We start from the raw sequence: 19,775 nt of genomic DNA, 5'->3' as shown, positions 1-19,775 counted from the left end.
AGATTGTAGTAGCGCATTAAAAGAACCCTTTAAGGGCTTCTTAAGTTATGGATTTAACTGCAAATAAAATCATCAAAACAGTGGAAAATAATGATTATTTATTGCACATTAGTTTAAGCGTAAGCTTTCAAGGAGTTGAATATGAATTGCCATAGTCAAATTGCGCAATTACAAGCCGCAGTTGCATCAAGTATTATTGGCCAAAATAAGGTGGTTGAACGGTTAATTATTGGTTTACTTGCGGGGGGCAATTTACTCATTGAAGGTTTGCCTGGTCTTGCTAAAACCCGTGCCATAAAATCCCTTGCCAATCATCTTGATAGCCAATTTAGCCGCATTCAATTCACTCCTGATTTATTACCTTCAGATATCACTGGTTCTGAAATTTACTTTCAAACAAATACAGGCGGAGAATTTAAATTTGATAAAGGCCCTTTGTTTGCCAATATCGTGCTTGCCGATGAAATAAACCGCGCTCCTGCAAAAGTACAATCAGCATTACTTGAAGCGATGGAAGAGAAACAAATCACAGTTTCAGGTAAAACTCATAAAATGCCGCCGCTTTTCATGGTGTTAGCAACCCAAAACCCAGTAGAGCAAGAAGGCACCTACCCTTTACCTGAAGCACAAATGGATCGCTTTTTAATGCATGTAATAATAAATTACCCTGCCATTGAACATGAAGTTGCCATTATCGAATTAGTCAGAAAAGAGGAACAGCACGCCCTTATAACAAGTAATAATTCTCTGAATGAAGTAACTAAAAAAATTAGTCAAGACGCTATTTTTTCAGCTAGAGAAGAAATCGCTAATATTTTGGTAATCAACGAAATGACGCACTACATGGCCGACCTTGTAGATGCCACGCGATACCCAAATAAGTACGATGACACATTAGCAAGCTGGATCGATATCGGTGCTTCGCCTAGAGCGTCCATTGCATTAGATAAATGTGCTCGCACCCATGCATGGCTCAACCAACGTGACCATGTTCTACCTGAGGACATTCGCGCCATCGCTCATGATGTTTTGCGCCATCGCATTACACTCAGTTATCAAGCGCAAGGAATGGCGATATCAAGTGATGACGTTATCGATAAAATTATATCTCTCGTTGCACTGCCCTAGAGATAATAAAATGAATAAGTTAGATCCGCGTATTCATACTGATTTCATGCATTTAAAAAGTTTGCAGAGCAAGGCAAAAAGCATTCATTTTTTGGGTCGCCAACACAGCAAAAGTGTACTATCGGGTCGGCATAGCTCGCGGATCCGTGGTCGTGGCTTAAGTTTTGAAGAGCTGCGTGATTATCGGGCTGGGGATGATGTTCGCACTATTGATTGGCGAGTTACAGCGCGCACCGGTAAGCCACATATTCGGGTCTATAGTGAAGAAAAAGACAAATCTGCGCTGCTAATTGTGGATCAACGGCTTTCGATGTTTTTTGGCTCAAAACATAATATGAAATCGGTTACAGCAAGTGAGCTTGCAACATTAATTGCTTACAGTTTGGTTGCACAAGGCGATCGTATTGGCGGGGTTATTTTTAATGATCACACCGTTACCAGTCTAAAACCTTCTAAACGCCCTGCTGCAATTGAGCAGTTTGTTTCACTATTAAGTGAATTTAACTGCCAGCTTAACGTGAACTGCAAAAATACCGAAGCCGTTATGCACCTAAATACGCCTCTACAAGCAGCTCAGCGTTTGATAAGCCATGACCAAATTGTTGTAGTTTTAAGTGATTTTTCTGAAGTTGATGAGACAACCGAGCAATACCTTAGTCAAATTGCCAATCACAATAGCGTTATATTGTGCCTTATCACCGACAGCCTAACGCAATCATTGCCAAAAAACATGCGTTTAAATGTGAGCAATGGTGATTCACAAATGCTGTTAAATACGTTTAATGAAAAAACACATAACGCGTTAAATGCAGTATTTTTAGACCGCGTAGCACAAATCAAAAGCTGGCAAAATCGGCCAAACATTACGGTTATTCCGTTTTGTGCCAGTCTAGATAGCTTTGAACAACTTAAACAGGCGTTAGCCCGATAGCATTTTATGGACGATTTAGCAGGCTTAGAACTTTATCAACTAATGGCGTTAATCACTCCTGTATCTCAACCGGAGCCTATCAGCTGGTACCCACAAACATTAGGTTGGTTAGCTGTGCCGATTTTAGTATTGGTCGTTTATTTTTTGAAAAAATGGCTCACCCACCGTCGATTTATTAAAAGACAGCATCGTTTTTATGCTATTGAACTAATTAATACGCTTTCGGTTGATTTCACAGCACTCACAATAAGCAGTATTTTAAAACGTTGTGCGCTTTATGATTACCAACGAGCCGACATTGCCTCACTGACAGGTGACGATTGGGCTGCATTTTTAAATCAACAAGCAACGGGTATTGCGCACTTTAAAAACTTTAATCACTACCAAAAAAACGAGTTAGATAAGCTAAAGCAAACTGCCATTGACTGGCTAAATTGTTATGAGGTGGCTAATGATTGATTTAACCTACCCATGGCTATTAATACTCTTGCCACTACCTTACCTTTGTTATCAACTATTGCCAGAGTACCGCCAAAAAGCCCTAGCTTATCGTATTCCTTTTTTTAAGCTTGCAGCACACGCTGCTCAAGCACACATTAGTAGTGGCAGCCAAGTTCATAGCAAAGCTAAATTGGATATATTATTCGCATCAATAGTTTGGCTTTGTTGCGTCATTGCAGCCACGAAACCCGTGATATTAGAGGCTGAAGTAAATAAACGTATTATGAGTCGCGATATTATGCTTGCGATTGATTTATCTGGCTCTATGGATGAGCAAGACTTTAATAACAATACTCAAACACCGATTAGGCGTTTAGATGCAGTAAAAAACGTAGTCTCTGACTTTATTAACACACGCAATAATGACAGGATTGGTTTAATTGTGTTTGGTACTCGTGCGTATCTGCAAGTGCCATTTACTGAAGATTTAAATATCGCAGAGCAAATACTCGCAGATTCCAGTGTTGCAATGGCCGGGCCGCATACTGCAATTGGAGATGCGATAGGACTTGCTCTTAAATCGTTTGAAGAATCAAAAGTAACAGACAAAGCGCTGATTTTATTGACCGATGGTGCCGATACTGGTTCAAGAATGTCGCCTATTAACGCCGCACATATTGCTAAAACTGAGCAACTTAAAATTTTTACCATAGGCATTGGAGATGAACATGGTGAAGGACAATACAAAGTTGATTTTGACACACTTGCAAACATTGCCGATATAACGGGAGGGCAATTTTATCGTGCAATTAACCAAGCAGAATTGCAGCGTATTTACAGTGAAATAGATAAAATCACCCTCTCAGAAAGCGACTCACCACAACCACAAAAGCATACTAGTTTAGTGCATCTGCCACTTTTGTTTGCATTGCTAATCTATCTTATCGCTCTCTCTTTGCACGCTGGTAACTTAAGGAAGGCAGATGGTTGATCTTATTTTGGCTTTTCATTTTTTGCGACCCTACTATTTATTGGCAATCCCACTAGTCTTTTTTTTAGCTCGCATTATTAGAAAACATGCCTACCTAAAACAGCAAAACGACAACGTGATTGCAAGCCATTTAAAACATGCACTCACACCACAACACACTTGGCATGACAAAATTAAGCCTATTGATTTTACGATGCTGCTTGGCATTTTACTGAGTATTGCTTGTGCAGGGCCTACTTGGCGCCCTTTAAATAACAATGTAAACAACCATGCACCATTAGCGATTGTTTTAAAACTTAGCCAATCGATGAATGCTAACGATTTTTCACCAAGTCGTATCAGCTATGCAAAATTGAAAATAAAAGATTTATTAGCGTTAAGAAGCGGCGCAAAGCACAGTTTAATTGTGTATGCCAGTAGTACACATCGTGTGTTGCCTCTTACTTCTGACAACCGAGTATTTGATCCTTTTATTGACGCATTAAGCTCTGAGTTAATGCCTAACAACCAATCAATTTCAAATGATGATTTAGCAACTGCGGTTAAACTTGCTAGAGAGGAAGTAACACCACTTGGAGGTAGTATCTTAGTACTGGCTGATAGCATTTCTGAGACTGAACTCACCACATTAAACAATTTAAAAACATCTTTCATTTGGTGGCAATTTGCAACAGAAAAAGGCGGCGTAGTAACTGATGAAACAGGCAATTTACTTATAAATACACGAGGCCAACCGTTAATCCATAAACCAAACAACTTCAACATTGACTACATTGACTACATTGACTTTATTAACACCGTTTCTGTTTCGATTAATAACAAGGATGTTGTTTCTATAAATCGTTTAGCAGACCAAAATTACGCGCAATTTCAGCACAGCAATGCAACTGAGTACGAAGATATGGCGTGGCATGTAAGCTTAATTATTTTGCTGCTAGTGCTTTTGTGGTTCCGAAAAGGCTGGACATCTGTTCTGTCTAATCAAAAACAGACAATCACAAATTTACCTTTAGTTTTCATCGCTATTGGTTTAATTAGTTTTGCGCCTCAAAGCATAGCAAATCCCCTTGATTGGTTTTTCACAAAAGATCAGCAAGGCATAATTGCGTTTAAACAACATAACTACGAAAAAGCAGCCCAGCTTTTCACAGATCCTAAGTGGCAGGCAAATGCCTATTACGAAAATGGGAATTATCTAAAAGCGGCTGAACTTTATGCCACACTTGGCACCACCGAAGGTTTTTATAATCGCGCCACAGCCTTACTCAAAGGACATCAATACTTACTTGCTATTCAAGCATTTGAGCAAGTACTAGCCACATCTCCAAATCATCACGATGCCAAACATAATCTTGCCATTGCAAAACAAGCATATCAGTTAGTAATTGCACAAGCTGGCAATGAGGATCTTGAACAAAATATTGCAATTGATAACGAACCAACAAAATTAGCAAAGCCAAGTGAGGGTGAATTTGTTGAGTATCAGGTATCAGATACGCTTTCACAAGATGCCAAAGAGCAGTGGATGCGCTCAGTGAATACAGATATGGCGGAATTCCTCGCGACTAAGTTTGCAAATGATCTAAACAAACCACAAGGAAGTAAGTAATGCGCGTTTTACTCAGTGTTTTTTTACTTTCATTTGTATCTTGCACATATGCATCCACTTTGAATGTCACGGTCACGCTATCGCAAAAAAAGCAAATTGTTGGGCAGGTTAACTATATTAAAGTTTCAGTACTTGTCCCAACATGGCTTACAAAACCGCTTTATTTCAATGAAATTGATGCCGTTAATCTCATTAGTGTAAATACAAATAAAAGTGCATACCCGATATCCAATAAAGTAAATGGCACTACGTGGTCTGGGGTGATGAAGGAGTATGCGGTTGTTCCGATGGCAGCAGGTAATTATAGCATCACCATACCTGCAATAACGGTACATTACATGGGCGAAAACAAACAAAATTTAACGCATAAAATCCCGCCACAACAAGTGCAAATTCAAGCAGTTATACCTAAAGTAGCAAAGCAGTTAGTTCCGCTTATTATTGCAGAAGACATCATTTTAGAAGATGTGGTACAAGCACCTGAACCACTTATAAAAGGCAGTGTGTTAACCCGTAAAGTAACAGTAAAAGTTAGCGGTACTTCGGGGCTTTTTATTCCACCTTTATTGAGTGATGGATCAACACCTAGTTTGAAACGTTACACTATGTCAAATCATGTAGATGATAATCTGAACGCTCGTAAAGGCGAACTTTTAAGCACAGTAACCCAATCTCAAAATATTATGTTACTGCAAACTGGCGATAGCAAATTCGAAAACATTGAAATTCGCTACTATCAACCAAGCAGCGACAGTATTAAAACGGTATCCAGTAAAAAACATCATTTGGTTGTAAAAAAAGCGCCGCTGACTAAACAACAAAAATGGGCTTTAAGCCTAGTGATTATTTCATTATTAATAATTGTATTTGTTAGCAGAAAACAATTGTTAAGTTTATATTTAAGTACACTTTGTTTAATTAAAAACTCAGAATGGTATCTCTTTCATAAAACGCGTAAAACATTAAAACAAAACCCAGTTGATGCCTATGATCTTTATTTTGCGTGGCAAAATCATTGGCAAAAAGAGATTGAAGAAAATAGCTTAGTTTCGCAAAATGCTGTGCTGTTTCAAACAGCATTGGATGAAGCGCGTTATTTTAATAAACATCCAGACCAGTTAGACAAACACTTTATGCAGTTACGACTTCGCTTAAAGCAAGCTGCTAACACTAATAAAGCTCGCTTAAACTCATTAAACCCATAGTCCCGCAATTTAAATAAGGTAATTATCTTTTAAAGCTTTAATACAGGTTTTATACCCAAGCGCTATCATTTCTGCCGCTTTATCAAATTCCAAGGTACCGCAGGCAGTGCGACTAATTTCAACCAGTACATCAGGAGGGTATGCTGCCAATTTAGCTGCTGCTAAATGCGATTGCATAGCGTCGAAGGCTTTGTCCGCCACTTCATATGCTCCCAGCTTATTAACTTCTTTCTCTTCTTTATCAAATTTTAAGGAGGCAATAAATCGTGAAATTGCCGAACTTTCACTGTGGGATAAAGGCTTCTCGATAGGCTCCGGAGGCATTGCTAGTTCACTGCCTAAATTGACAGCTAATTTCAGATCTGTGTCATCGTTAAAGGTAGGTGCAATGGGTACTGGGTTAAGCACCCCACCATCAATTAATACTTTCCCGTTTCTTTCAACGGGTGTAAAGAAAAGCGGCAGAGAAATAGAGGCCCTTATCGCATCAAATAATGGACCAGAGTTAAGCCATACTTCTTTGCCATTAAGAATATCAGCGGCAACTGCAGTATATGCGATAGGAAGCTCTTCAATAGTAAGATCATCAACCATGGTTTTTAAGGTATTGATAATTTTATCGCCTTTTACTAAGCCATTATTGCCCCATGCAAGATCAAGTAACGACACAATATCGTACTTATCAATAGTTAATATCCATTTCTCAAACTCAGGTAATTTACCTGCAGCATAAATTCCGCCAATTAGCGCACCAATTGAACACCCTGATATCGAACAAATTTCGAAGTTATGCTCATCTAGCGCATTAATAACACCAATATGTGCAAGACCGCGAGCACCACCGCTGCCTAAAATAAGGGAAATCTTTTTATTCATTGCGATTTATCAATTAATTCCATCTTTTACTATTAATACTTTAGATAATATGTCGATACAATAAGCTAGGCTAAACTTGTTACTTAGCATAAATAATACTTATAACCCATGGATCGCGTATATGAGCACATTGATTTCAAATATTTCTGTTCGAAATAAAATAAATATTCTTTCAGGCACCTTACTGTTAGCTTTGATTTTATTTGCTTCTTTTGAAATTTATAAGCTATCAACGATTAATGAAAACTTTAAAAAATACAGTGAAGTTTCGGTGGCACTGGAAGTAACTACACTTGAAATCAATCGTGACACTAATTATGTTTCTCGTTTAAATCGCAGCATAATGCTTGGCGACAACTACCATGAAAACATGAGTAAAATGCGTGACAGAATCAATAATATTAAAACTTTATTTGATTCTCTTGAAACTATTCAAGCAAAAGACCCAAATATCGACAATCGCCTTGCTCAAATGATCAGGCAATCTAAAACCTCAACCACACGTTTTTTAGATCAAAGTTTGCAGTTGTTGCAATCATTATCGGCTGATTCATCCAAACAAGAACTTACTACCGCATGGCAGAAATACAAATCAGACTTAAGCCCATTAGCCGCAACTGCTAGAGAAGAGTTCACAGCGCTTGATGACTTAATTGATAGCAAGCAAAGAATCATTGAAAAAAGTACTTCAGAAAGCATCGAATCTTCCGTCTCTGCATCAATTTACTTTGCAGTTATCGTCACTATTATCGCCGCTTTTTTAAGCTGGATAATTACCAAAAACATTATCAGCCCATTACTTACATTACGTGAATCAATCAATCAAATCTCATCTTCAAACGATTTAACAAAACGTACCAACCTTGTATCACGAGATGAGCTAGGTGCTGTTAGCCACGCCTTTGACACTTTAATTGACAATTTTCACAAAACCCTACAGCAAGTGGTTTATGCAAGTGAGCAAGTGCATCAAGCGTCTAATATGTTGGCGCAATCTAGTGAAAACACCAGCTCACTTATAACTGAACAACGACAAGAAACCGATATGGTCGCAACGGCCATGAACGAAATGGCAATTACTGCCAATGAAGTATCGCGTAATGCAGCTGACACAGCATCAGGTGCAATAGATGCAAATAATCAAGCTGAAAACGGCCAACAAGTGGTTGCATCAACCGTTGCGAGTATTGATAAGCTTGCACAACAAATTGATACTGCATCCCTTTCAATTGATAAACTATCAAACGATAGCCAAGAAATTGGCCGTGTGCTCGACGTTATTCGCGGCATTGCTGAACAAACAAACTTATTAGCACTCAATGCAGCGATTGAAGCAGCTCGCGCAGGTGAACAGGGCCGTGGGTTTGCGGTTGTAGCAGATGAAGTGCGTTCACTCGCATCTCGTACCGAAAGCTCTATTCAAGAAATTCAGCAAATGATTGAAAGCTTACAAAGTGGCAGTAAAGATGCTGTACTACTAATGGAGCAAAGCAAGCAACAAGCAGAAAACAGCGTTGCCAACGCATCTCAAGCTGGTGAAGCGTTAGATTTAATCACAACAGCAGTTGCAACTATTAATGACATGGCAGCGCAAATAGCCACAGCAGCTGAGGAGCAAACCAGTGTGAATGAAGAAATAAATCGAAATGTTGTGAATATTTCGACCATTTCAGATAATACAGCACAAGAAGCAGCCAGTACGAGTAGTGCAAGTACTGAATTAGCAGCCCTCGCCAGTGAACTTAAAAATCAAGTGGCTCAATTTAAAGTGTAATCTCAAAAGGGCTTGGCGTTGCTGCCAAGCCCTTTTTTATTTGAAAAAGTCTCTATTTCCCCGTTAATACTTCAACAAGCGCCTCTCCTACTGCACCACTGGGTATAGTGGTATTTGCGCTAAGCGCTAATGTAGGTGCAATATCATAAGGGGTTACAGCGCGGTATATCGCTTTTTGCTTTATGCCATAACCCGCAAAAATAATCGGCACATGAGTATCGTGCTGCCACACTGAGCCATGTGTTGATGATACTGTTAAGCCATCAAAATCATTCACATAACCTCGTTCATTGAGCACGATATAGATATCACCTGAACGACCGTCAAAATGATTATTCGATACCAAACGTGCTATTCGCGAAGGCGCTAATTGATTTCGTAAAATGTCGGTTTCGGCATATGCTGCATAAACGCCCTGCTGCTTTCGTATAAGACTTGCAATGAAGGTTTGTACATCAGCCAGTTTTATATTTTTACTAGCAATATAATCTTTATCTAAATACACATAAGGATGTGCATAGGTGCGAAATACTTTATCTGTCAGACCAAAGCGCTTTTTAACAGCCAATTTAATGTCGTCATTAATAAGCGTATCAATTGCAAAATAACTGGCATGATCAATACCCAAAGTATGCGCATAATCCGCACTTTCAGGTGCACCATGATCCGCAGAAAGTACAATTAAGGTATTTTCTAACCCAACCTGGTTATCAAGCTGCTTAAAGAATTCAGCTAAGGTGCGATCAAGCCTCACTAGATTATCTTCTGCTTCTTGCGATGAAGGACCAAACACATGAATCACATAATCATTTGATGAAAAGCTGACTGATAAGAAGTCTGTAATGTTATCCTGGCCTAAATCTTCTTTGACTAGCAGTGTTTTAGCAAAATCAGCAGTGAGCTCATCGCCTGCTGGGCTGAGAGTGAGCTTAGTAGTAAAGTATTTGTCCTCTTTTTTACCATAAGGGTGTGGAAATTGACTGCCAAACCCAGCTAAATCAAGCTTACTTTTTTGCTGTAAATCGTTAAGCGTGAAATTGTCTTTTTTAATGCTAGGCTGCCAAACTGTTCCACTGTATTTGGCGGGTAACTGCTGATTGTTCCAAACCATCACCCAGCTTGGGTAGGTCTCATAATAATAATTACTAGTGACAAACGTGCCCGTTGCTTTATCAAACCAAAAAGCTTTACCTGAATGCCCAGCCAGCGCAACAGCCCCTCTATCTTTAACCGAAACCGCAAATGCTTTACCAATACCTGCACTTGCCATCACAACTTCATCTGAAAAGGTTGATACACGAATATTTGATGGTGAACGTCCTTGTGATTTTGCCGCCGCTTGAGTGCTATCAATTTCGGTTTTTTTATTTACACCTGCCCCTTGCGTCAGCAAATTGTAATTAGCATCTTCAATGTTATAAACAATGCGCGATTGCGATTCATCAAACCAAATATTACCGACCATGCCATGCACCGAAGGCGGCGCACCGGTAGCAAGTGACGCATGTCCAACAATGGTTTCGGTATTGCCATGTTGATAGTGTGCATTTTTATAATAAACCCCATTATTGATGAGGTAATTAAAACCATTAGGGCCAAAGTTATGGCGGTAACGGTTTAGTAAATCGCCTCTGAGTGCATCAACGGTTATTTGCACAATTAATTTTGGCGGTTGTTTTAGGTTATCTGCATAAAGTGCAGTAACAGGCAAACTGCAAAGCAATGAGATGGCAACAAGTAGGGTATTTTTCACTGATTATTCCTTGTGCAAAATAGGTGATTTAGCCACCTTAGTGCGAGATAAGCGTAATAGCAATATTTGCAGTAATTTAAGTTACGACTACCCTTCCATTAATTGTATACAATTTTAAAATTCGTTAAGATGCAAACCTCTTTAACGTTCAAAATGAGTTAGCGATGTCATTAAATCCCCTTGCAGAGCAATACGTAAAACTTGTACTGGCAATTGGCCTTCATCACCCGGACTATGTTGACGCTTACTATGGCCCAAGTGACTGGCAACCCAAAACGAAAGAGCCGCTTGAAGCTATTCAACAACAGGTTACAGAGCTTGTAGATAACTTAAAAAAAACAACGCCAAGTGAATTAGATTCACTGCGTCATACCTTTTTATTAAAACAAAGTGAGTCAATACTGACCTTTATAAATGTAATTTCGGGCTACGCACCAAATTTCGATGATGAATCGCTTGCGTTATACGATGCCATTTCGCCAAATAAGACAGAATCTGAATTTGATGAAGTATTGTTAGAACTGGAAAAACTAGTGCCAGGTGACGGTACTTTGAGCGAACGCATGGTGGCATTTAACGCGCAATTTGAAATCCCCAAAAACAAACTCGATGACGTATTTAAAGCCGCAGTAGCGCGCTCACGGGAGATTACCAAACAGTATATTCCCCTTGCAGATAACGAGAATTTTCAGTTGGAGTATGTAACAAACCAAATTTGGAGTGGCTATAACTGGTATAAAGGCGATAACTTTAGCCTGATTCAAATGAATACCGACTTCCCGATTTATATTTCACGTGCGGTCGATTTAGCTGCCCATGAAGGCTATCCCGGCCACCATGTGTTTAACTCATTGATGGAAAAACACCTTGTAAACGAAAAAGGTTGGATGGAATATTGTGTTTATCCATTATTTTCCCCGATGTCACTTCTTGCTGAAGGCTCGGCTAACTATGGAATTGAAGTAGTTTTTCCAAAGCATGAACGCATGGCCTTTGAAAAAGAAGTACTCTTCGTGCTTGCCGGTCTCGATGTCTCAAAGGCTGAGCGCTACTATCAAGTACAAACGCTAATGCAAAAACTCTCTTATGCTGACAATATGGTCGCTAAACGTTTACTCGATGGCGAAATATCAGAGCAACACGCAATCGATTTATTAGTTAAATACACATTAGTGAGTAAAGAGCGTGCAGCACAGCGCTTAGGGTTTATTAAAGCAAACCGTGCCTATGTGCTTAATTACAACCTCGGCCAAGATATTGTTAAAGCCTACATTGAAAAACATGCCAATATGCAAGATAAAACCTCTGTTTGGCAGGTATTTGCCGATTTACTAGCAAATCCAAGACCCGCAAGCTTGCTGGTATAGCAAATCTAATAAGGCTGTTTCACTTTGCTGTAAGCCTCTTCAACAAATTCCAAATAAGCAGTTACAACCAATACTCTTCGTGACTGCTTTATTTTATATCATTTAAAATCAATGTATTAAATAAAAAACCCAGTATAATTTCTATTTTTCACACAAGCGTAACCGATTTGTAAAAAACCCTCGTTAGACTGTTTCTTAGTTTCTGGTCTAGACCATAATAATTTTACTAACTGAGAAGCCTTAACATGAAAAATATATCGCGTATTGCCGCCAGTATACTGCTGATAACAAGCCCCCACATTCTTGCCGCCGAAGCAAAACTGACAGGTGTTGTAAAAGATCAACATGCAACACTGCCAGGTGCCATGGTGAAAGTCATTGGTACTAATAACAGTGCCGTTACCGACTTTAATGGCCGCTTTGAACTTCCTAAATTAACACCAGGTACGTATCAACTGGAAGTTAATTATATGGGTTACCAAACAAAGTTACTGAGCGTTTCTGTTAAAGATGATGAAATGAAAGTACTTGAAACCATTTTCCTCAATGCAAACAACACCAACAATGAAATTGAAGAAGTGGTTGCGATTGGTCAAATTCAACGTGGCGAAATGGCTGCAGCTAACAGCCAAAAAAATGCAAGCAATATTATCAATGTGATATCAAGTGACGGCATTGGCAAATTACCAGACCGAAATGCAGCAGAAGCAGTACAGCGTATTCCAGGTATTTCCATTGAGCGCGACCAAGGTGAAGGCCGCTTTGTTGCTGTGCGCGGTTTACCATCACAATGGAGCTCAGCATCAATTAATGGCAATCGCTTACCAACCGCTGAAGAAGAAACCACCAGCCGCGCTACCGCATTTGATTTTTTCCCAAGTGAACTTATTGAATTTGTTGAAGTATCTAAAGCCATCACACCGGATATGGAAGGTGATGCAATTGGTGGTAACGTTAATTTCATTACCAAAAAAGCCCCTGACGAATTTACTTTAAATACCAATATCGCGCTGGGCGCAAATGAACTTGCCGAAGGCACTAACTACTCTGCGAGTGTGCTATATGGCGACCGTATCGCCGATGACAAACTCGGTTATCTAATTAATGCCACGGCTTGGAAACGTGATTGGGCGACGGATAACTTTGAACCTCGTCGCGGAAATGATGGTATTGGTATTCGTCGTTTAGAGCTTAGAGACTATACAGGCACACGCGAAACCTACGGTTTAAATGGCTCTTTAGAGTATACCTTAGATCAGGGTAAAGTCAGTGCAAGCGCAATGTACGGTACCTTAATCGACGATGAAACCCATTACAAACATCGTATGCGTTTTGACAAAGACCGCGTTGAAGTGCAGCACATTCGTAATGAACTTATCACCGAAATGCGTGGCGGTGAGCTTGCTGGTGAACATTATTTTGGTTTTGATAAAACACTTTCTTGGTCACTGTCGAGTTACGAAAATGAATTCCGCTACGGCGATATGCCAAATGGTGAAGACAACAGTTACTTTGTTGTACGCTTTGACCAAAAGAACGTTGGCTATGTTGGCCTTGAAGACCGTGGCACAGGTAAAAACTATGCCTACAACGAAGTGGACGGCGGCAGTGACCCATGGAATGCCATCAGTAACCACTTGCCAAATGGCTTTCAAATGTCACCGAGCGATACCAAGCTTGCATGGGTAGAGCTCTACAAAGTATTCGTTAATGAAAAAGACAAAATCGTTTTCAGCAGTGATTTTGACTGGCAACTAGATAACAGCTTATTACTTAAATTCGGTTTGAAGTATCGTGATAAAGAACGCGTTGCCGAATTTGCTGATGAATTTTACGCATGGGATAGTGAGAACTACGGCGATGCGCCTACCCTTGCTGACTTTGCGTTAAGCGACCAACCAGGTCGAAATGATTACTTGAACGAACTCAGCATTGATTACGCAAGCCAGTTCTCTCAAGTGGCTTCCACGGATGCGTTAGCACAGTTTTGGACACAAAACCGCAATAAATTTAAGCTCGATGCTGGTGAATCAGCGCTTATTTCAAATGGTGGCGCCCTTGGTCGTAACTTTGATGTAAACGAGCAACATGCCAGTATTTACGGTATGGCAACATGGCAAGCAAATGCACAAATCGAAATACTTGGTGGCCTGCGTTTAACCCAAACCGATACCGAAGTATCGGGCTTTACCTACCTTGCCGATCAAGACAAAGTGGTTGAAAGTAAAGCCGAGAATGATTATCTCTCTGTGCTGCCATCGCTCCATATCACTTATAAAATGAGTGATATGACCAATTGGCGTTTAGCACTCACGCGCACCTTTGCCCGTCCGGATTTTGGCTCATTATCGCCAGGTGCAACTTACCTAGAAGCAGATAACCAACTGTTTTCAGGTAACCCTGAACTTGACCCAACCTATTCAAACAACATTGATGTCATGTTTGAACATTACTTTGACCGCCTTGGTTTAGTGTCAGCCGGCGCGTTCTATAAAGATATTGAAGATCCTATTTTCCAAAGCAGTTCCATTGGCAGTTACAACGGCCGTGAAGGCGTTAATTTAATTCGCCCAGAAAATGGCGACAATGCATCGTTAATAGGATTAGAACTTGCGTTTAATCGTGATTTTGGCTTTATTGCGCCAAACCTTGAGAACTTTGGTGTAATGGCAAATGTGACCTTTATGGATTCAGAAATGACCATTCCAGAACGCAATGACGTCGTTAGCATCCCTCGCCAAGCCAATGAATTATTTAACATTACCCTTTACTACGACAACACCTTCTTTGCTGCGCGCTTAGCTGTGAACCACAAAGGCGAATACATTGAAGAACACGGCAGTGATAAACAAAGCGACAGTTACTACGGTGACTATACCAGCGTTGATTTTACTACCTCGTATCAAATTAATGACGATGCCATGGTTTACCTTGAGCTTAATAACTTAACGAACGAACCCTTAATGTATTACCAAGGTCAGCAAGGTCGCCCATTGCAAGTTGAATATTACGGTATTCGCGGCATGCTCGGCCTTAATTATCGTTTTTAACGAATGTTCTAACGAACATTTTTAACGCGAACGAGCTAACAGGGGTAAGGGTGCATCACAGTGCAAACTTAACCCCTCAAGTTACACATTAAGTTCACATAACACTATCACAATGGGTCCCCGAATAAATTGCCCTAAATTAACACTGATTTGTTGATAGTACCGAGGTTGCAAAGCAGCTGCTTTGCACCCTTTTTCACACGCAGTCGAGACGTATTATGTTGTTTAAAAATGCTAACTGGTTACAAAAGACACAAGGCCCCGCATTCGTATTATTCGCAGCCTCCGCTGCCTTTATGACTTATTTTTGTATGTACGCATTTCGAAAGCCATTTGCCGCATCAAGCTATCTTGCATTTGAGCAAGAAAACTGGCTTGTAAGCTTTAAAGTGGCGCTGGTATTAAGCCAAGTATTTGGTTACATGCTAGCAAAATTTATCGGTGTAAAAGTGATTTCCGAAATGCAATCGGATCAGCGAGCTAAAGCCATCATTTTAATGATCTTAGGCGCAGAGCTCTCGCTGGTGTTATTTGCACTATTGCCAATTGGCCTTAACATTATTTGCCTATTTTTTAATGGTTTATCTCTTGGCATGATTTGGGGGGTCGTCTTTAGTTATTTAGAAGGCAGACGCACCACCGAAATCCTCGGTGCAATTTTAAGTATCACCTTTATTTTATCATCCGGTGTTGTGAAAACCGTTGGCCGCTTTATTACCAACAACCTAGGCGTTTCAGAGTTATGGATGCCTGCCCTAACAGGCCTACTCTTCTTACCCTTATTATTGCTCAGTGTTGTGTGCTTAAACGCCATTCCAAAACCTGATCAAAGCGATATTGCTGCTAGGCAAAAACGCACACCAATGGATGGCAAAGCACGGTTTAATTTCTTTAAACAATATTGGTTTGGTATTACAGCGCTCGTTTTAAGCTTTTTACTTTTCACAGGCTTTCGCGACTTTTTAGATAACTTTCAAGCAGAACTGTGGATGGCGTTAGGTTATGGAGAAGAGCCAACCATTTTTGCTTACGCAGGCATTCGCATTTCATTTATCGTGCTGATTGCCCTTGCCATGATGGTACTAATTAAAAACAACAAAACCGCGTTTTTAGTCAATCATGGTTTTATCTTATTTGGTACATTGTTACTTGGTGCCAGCACTTATGGCTTTGAATTAGGCATCTTAGATGCAAAAGCCTGGATGGTGCTACTTGGCGCAGGGCTTTATATCGCGTATATCCCCTACAACTGCTTTTTATTCGACCGCATGATTGCCGCCGTGGGCGGTGTTGCCAATGTGGGTTTTCTACTCTATTTAGCTGATTCTGCTGGGTATATCGGCTCGGTCAGTATTTTGCTGTATCGCACCTTTGCTGAGCCAGAGCTGTCATGGCTGAGCTATTTTATTGCTACCAGTTACTGGATCTGTGCGGTTGCAAGTGTATTGGTCATCAGTTCCCTTTGCTACTTCAGCATTATTTTATCTAACAAATACACCTCTAAACGAGCACTTAATGCTAAGTCGCTCGCACCAACTCATTAAGGACTTTTTATGAAACAAGTAGAAGCGCTTATTCTCGACTGGGCTGGCACCGTTGTTGACTATGGCTCAATTGCACCCACTACCATCTTTGTTGAAGCGTTTAAATCGGCTTATGATTTTGACATCACGCTCGAAGAAGCACGAATTCCAATGGGCATGGGTAAATGGGATCACATCGAATCACTTGGCAAGCTCGACACTGTTAATCGCCGTTGGTGTGAACAATTTGGTACGGCAATGACCACCGAACAAATTGACCATATTTATCAAACATTTATGCCGCTACAAAAAGCCAAAGTTGCGGATCGTTCAGCACCTATCGAAGGAGTGCTACCAGTGATACAACGCTTACAAGCAAAAGGAGTTAAAATAGGCAGCTGTTCAGGCTACCCGCGCGAAGTAATGACCGAACTTGAAATTGCCGCAGCTGAACATGGCTATCGCCCTGATTACTGTGTGGCAAGTGACGAGTTGACTGTGGGCTCTCGCCCTGGACCTTGGATGGCACTGGAAAATGTTAACAAGCTGGCAATCAATTCTGTCAATCACTGTGTAAAAGTCGATGACTCAATTCCCGGTATTTTAGAAGGGTTAAATGCGGGCATGTGGACAGTCGGTGTGGCACTGACGGGCAACGCTGTGGGCAAAAGTGAAGAAGAGTGGAAAGCATTATCAGCAAGTGAACAAAGCGCTTTATCACGCGAAGCATATGCCCAATTATCAAGTGCAGGTGCTCATTTCGTGATTAATAGTTTAGCCGATATTGAACCGGTTCTTTTTGAGATTAATGCACGCTTAGCAAGAGGCGAACGCCCATAATGACGTATCAACCCTTTTGGTTTGATCAAGCTATGGCTGAAGAAACAATCTCTGTTTCTTCGGCTAGTATTGATGAAAACCCTTATGACATTGCGATTATTGGTGGCGGATTTACCGGACTTTGGACGGCAATCACCCTTAAACAGCGCTCAGCAAACACGCGTATTGTGATCCTTGAAAAAGATTTATGTGGCCAAGGGGCTTCTGGTCGAAATGGCGGCGCCATGCTGACGTGGTCAACAAAGTATTTAAGTTTGAAAAAACGCTTTGGTGAGTCACAAGCCAAGTGGCTAGTGCAACAATCTGAAAACGCCGTTCATGCAATATCCAAATTCGCAAAAGAGCACAATATTAACTGTGATTTACGTGTTGATGGCTGTTATATCACTGCATCCAATACTGCGCAGCAAGATGTGCTTGCACCCTGTCTTAATGCCCTTGACGCTGTTTCGCTTAATCAATGGCAAGTTGTAAATAAAGAGCAGCTAAAACATACTGGATCACGGCAGAATCAACAGGCGCTCTTTTCACCTCACGCTGGCAGTGTGCAACCGGCTAAACTGGTTCGTGGGCTACGCCGTATTGCCATTGAAATGGGCATAGTCATAAGTGAATCTACCCGTTATATTTCCCACGCAAAGGCAAGCGCACCACAAAACGAGACTATTAGCGTTTGTTATAGCGATAAAAGTCAGTCAATAAAAACCCTTAAAACTGAAAAATTGTTATTTGCTGTCAATGCCTGGTTACCAGAGTTAATGCCGCAATTTTCGCGCAATGTCGTATTGGTATCATCCGATATGGTGATTACTAAACCGATGCCTGAAAGGTTAAAAACACTTAACCTTAACCATGGTGCAGCAGTTATCGATTCGCGTATCTTTGTTAATTATTACCGCACAACAATCGATGGCCGTTTAATGCTCGGTAAAGGCGGTAACTATTTTAGTTTTGCCAATCAGATGAGTGATAAATTCAACGCACCCAGCCAATATCAAGCTGAGTTACAACATTCACTTAATTATTTCTTTGGCGATCATGGCTTTGAAATTGACCGCACCTGGACAGGCCCATCGGATCGCAGCGTAAGCGGCTTTCCATTTTTCCAAGAGTGCGATAAAAATGTAGTGGTTGCAGCAGGTTACTCGGGTAATGGTGTGGTGCAATCGTATTTAGGCGGGCAAATCCTCGCGTCTATGCTTTTAAATACGAACGATGAATGGCAAAAGTGTGGCCTTGTAAACCAAAACCTTGAACGTTTTCCCATCGAGCCCTTTCGAACACTTGGCGCTTATGTTATTCGCAACGGGATCAGGCGAAAAGAGCGTGCGGAGGATAACAATTTAGCGCCATCTAAACTCGATAATTACTTAGCTAAGCTTTCCGGTACTGCTGCAAAAGCAGATACAAATTAACGCGCGATTCATACGCTTGACATATTTCTTAGGCCTAATAGCATAGGCCTCGTTTTCTGCAGATTTTAAAAGCCGCTTTCTATGTTGCTATATCAAAAAATACAAAATTATATTCAAACACATATCGCCAGTGGTGAACTTGCTATTGGTGATAAACTGCCATCTGAGCGCACGCTGCAAGAACACTTTAACTCTACTCGTATTACTGTGCGTGAAGCATTAAACCGCCTCGAAGCACAAGGCTTAATTTACAGCCAAAAACGTCGCGGCTGGTTTGTTACACCCAATAAACTCAAGTGGCGACCTGCAACTAAGGTTAATTTTTATCAATTAGCGCAAGAGCAAGGCTTTACGCCAAACACCCATGTATTGAGTATCGATAAACAAGAAAATGTGTCGCTTAACCAGCACTTTAGTGGGGATACGTTATATAAAATCGAGCGTGTTCGCAGCCTTGATGGCCGACCAATTATGTTTGAGCAGATTAACTGCGATGCCAGCCGTTTTGATGATTTAGAATCACAACCGCTCAATGGCTCAATCACCACTATTATGACCTCACATTTTCATGTGGATATTAACAACGAAGAATGCGTAATAAGTGTTACCGTTCTGCCAGATGATGTTGCCAAAAGCCTTGAAAAAAATAGTGGCGCGCCGTGTTTAAAAGTGATTCGTCAGCGTTATGAAACAAGCGGTATTTTAATCGATTACAACATTGAATACTGGTTACACGATGCCATTGAAATGATTGTAATTGGCCAATAAAAACTAACGCGTAGGGCTGAGTTTACACTCTTTTTTCTTTAAATTTTAAGCGCTAACATTTTAACTATGCTGGATTTTTACTAAACTCAGAGCATTAATTATTG

The 19,775-nt window shown here is 40.6% G+C and carries 15 protein-coding genes; 13 read left to right on the top strand and 2 right to left on the bottom strand.

Annotated elements, in window-relative coordinates; genetic code table 11:
* Window positions 1–141 precede the first annotated feature (141 nt).
* Genes AAEU29_RS12185 through AAEU29_RS12160 form a run of 6 tightly spaced genes read left to right on the top strand, consistent with a single transcriptional unit; the run spans window position 142 to window position 6,305 of the window.
* Window positions 142–1,128, top strand: a complete 987-nt coding sequence (locus AAEU29_RS12185; RefSeq protein ID WP_421973598.1) for an AAA family ATPase — start codon at window positions 142–144, stop codon at window positions 1,126–1,128.
* 10 nt (window positions 1,129–1,138) lie between these two features.
* Window positions 1,139–2,059 (top strand): DUF58 domain-containing protein, encoded by a 921-nt coding sequence (locus AAEU29_RS12180; protein ID WP_421973597.1) that lies wholly within the window; start codon window positions 1,139–1,141, stop codon window positions 2,057–2,059.
* 6 nt (window positions 2,060–2,065) lie between these two features.
* Window positions 2,066–2,518: a DUF4381 domain-containing protein gene (locus AAEU29_RS12175; protein ID WP_421973596.1), complete on the top strand. Its 453-nt coding sequence runs from the start codon at window positions 2,066–2,068 to the stop codon at window positions 2,516–2,518.
* Window positions 2,511–3,491, top strand: coding sequence for a vWA domain-containing protein (locus tag AAEU29_RS12170; RefSeq protein ID WP_421973595.1), 981 nt, complete (start codon window positions 2,511–2,513; stop codon window positions 3,489–3,491). Before AAEU29_RS12175 ends, AAEU29_RS12170 begins: the two co-directional genes overlap by 8 nt.
* The gene (locus tag AAEU29_RS12165; RefSeq protein ID WP_421973594.1) at window positions 3,484–5,100 is read left to right on the top strand and encodes a VWA domain-containing protein; all 1,617 of its coding nucleotides are present in this window, start codon (window positions 3,484–3,486) and stop codon (window positions 5,098–5,100) included. Before AAEU29_RS12170 ends, AAEU29_RS12165 begins: the two co-directional genes overlap by 8 nt.
* Window positions 5,100–6,305: a hypothetical protein gene (locus AAEU29_RS12160; protein WP_421973593.1), complete on the top strand. Its 1,206-nt coding sequence runs from the start codon at window positions 5,100–5,102 to the stop codon at window positions 6,303–6,305. The genes AAEU29_RS12165 and AAEU29_RS12160 overlap by 1 nt, the downstream gene beginning before the upstream one ends.
* A 9-nt stretch (window positions 6,306–6,314) precedes the next feature.
* On the opposite strand, the gene AAEU29_RS12155 is transcribed toward AAEU29_RS12160, so the two are convergent.
* Window positions 6,315–7,181, bottom strand: coding sequence for a patatin-like phospholipase family protein (locus AAEU29_RS12155; RefSeq protein ID WP_421973592.1), 867 nt, complete (start codon window positions 7,179–7,181; stop codon window positions 6,315–6,317).
* Between the two features lie 121 nt (window positions 7,182–7,302).
* On the opposite strand from AAEU29_RS12155, the gene AAEU29_RS12150 reads away from it, so the two are divergent.
* The gene (locus tag AAEU29_RS12150) at window positions 7,303–8,955 is read left to right on the top strand and encodes a methyl-accepting chemotaxis protein (protein ID WP_421973591.1); all 1,653 of its coding nucleotides are present in this window, start codon (window positions 7,303–7,305) and stop codon (window positions 8,953–8,955) included.
* Between the two features lie 52 nt (window positions 8,956–9,007).
* Here the strand turns inward: AAEU29_RS12150 and AAEU29_RS12145 are convergent, their stop codons facing one another.
* Window positions 9,008–10,708 carry an alkaline phosphatase family protein gene (locus AAEU29_RS12145; protein WP_421973590.1) on the bottom strand — a complete coding sequence of 567 codons (1,701 nt, stop codon included), beginning with the start codon at window positions 10,706–10,708 and terminating at the stop codon, window positions 9,008–9,010.
* 164 nt (window positions 10,709–10,872) lie between these two features.
* On the opposite strand from AAEU29_RS12145, the gene AAEU29_RS12140 reads away from it, so the two are divergent.
* From AAEU29_RS12140 to AAEU29_RS12115, 6 genes are all read left to right on the top strand, one after another.
* Window positions 10,873–12,075, top strand: coding sequence for a hypothetical protein (locus AAEU29_RS12140; protein ID WP_421973589.1), 1,203 nt, complete (start codon window positions 10,873–10,875; stop codon window positions 12,073–12,075).
* A gap of 245 nt (window positions 12,076–12,320) precedes the next feature.
* Entirely contained in the window at window positions 12,321–15,125 is a 2,805-nt protein-coding gene (locus tag AAEU29_RS12135; RefSeq protein ID WP_421973588.1) for a TonB-dependent receptor, read from the top strand.
* Window positions 15,126–15,343: 218 nt separating this feature from the next.
* Window positions 15,344–16,669, top strand: a complete 1,326-nt coding sequence (locus AAEU29_RS12130; RefSeq protein ID WP_421973587.1) for a DUF5690 family protein — start codon at window positions 15,344–15,346, stop codon at window positions 16,667–16,669.
* Between the two features lie 9 nt (window positions 16,670–16,678).
* Window positions 16,679–17,488: a phosphonoacetaldehyde hydrolase gene (gene phnX, locus AAEU29_RS12125; protein WP_421973586.1), complete on the top strand. Its 810-nt coding sequence runs from the start codon at window positions 16,679–16,681 to the stop codon at window positions 17,486–17,488.
* Complete coding sequence (locus AAEU29_RS12120) at window positions 17,488–18,903, top strand: FAD-dependent oxidoreductase (protein WP_421973585.1); 1,416 nt, start codon at window positions 17,488–17,490, stop codon at window positions 18,901–18,903. Before phnX ends, AAEU29_RS12120 begins: the two co-directional genes overlap by 1 nt.
* Before the next feature lie 81 nt (window positions 18,904–18,984).
* The gene (locus AAEU29_RS12115) at window positions 18,985–19,671 is read left to right on the top strand and encodes a UTRA domain-containing protein (RefSeq protein ID WP_421973584.1); all 687 of its coding nucleotides are present in this window, start codon (window positions 18,985–18,987) and stop codon (window positions 19,669–19,671) included.
* Window positions 19,672–19,775 lie beyond the last annotated feature (104 nt).

It is taken from the genome of Pseudoalteromonas aquimarina, from assembly GCF_049257255.1.
Classification (GTDB): Bacteria; Pseudomonadota; Gammaproteobacteria; order Enterobacterales; family Alteromonadaceae; genus Pseudoalteromonas.
Note: the sequence above shows the minus strand (reverse complement) of the source record. Positions and strands in the feature narration are given on the sequence as shown.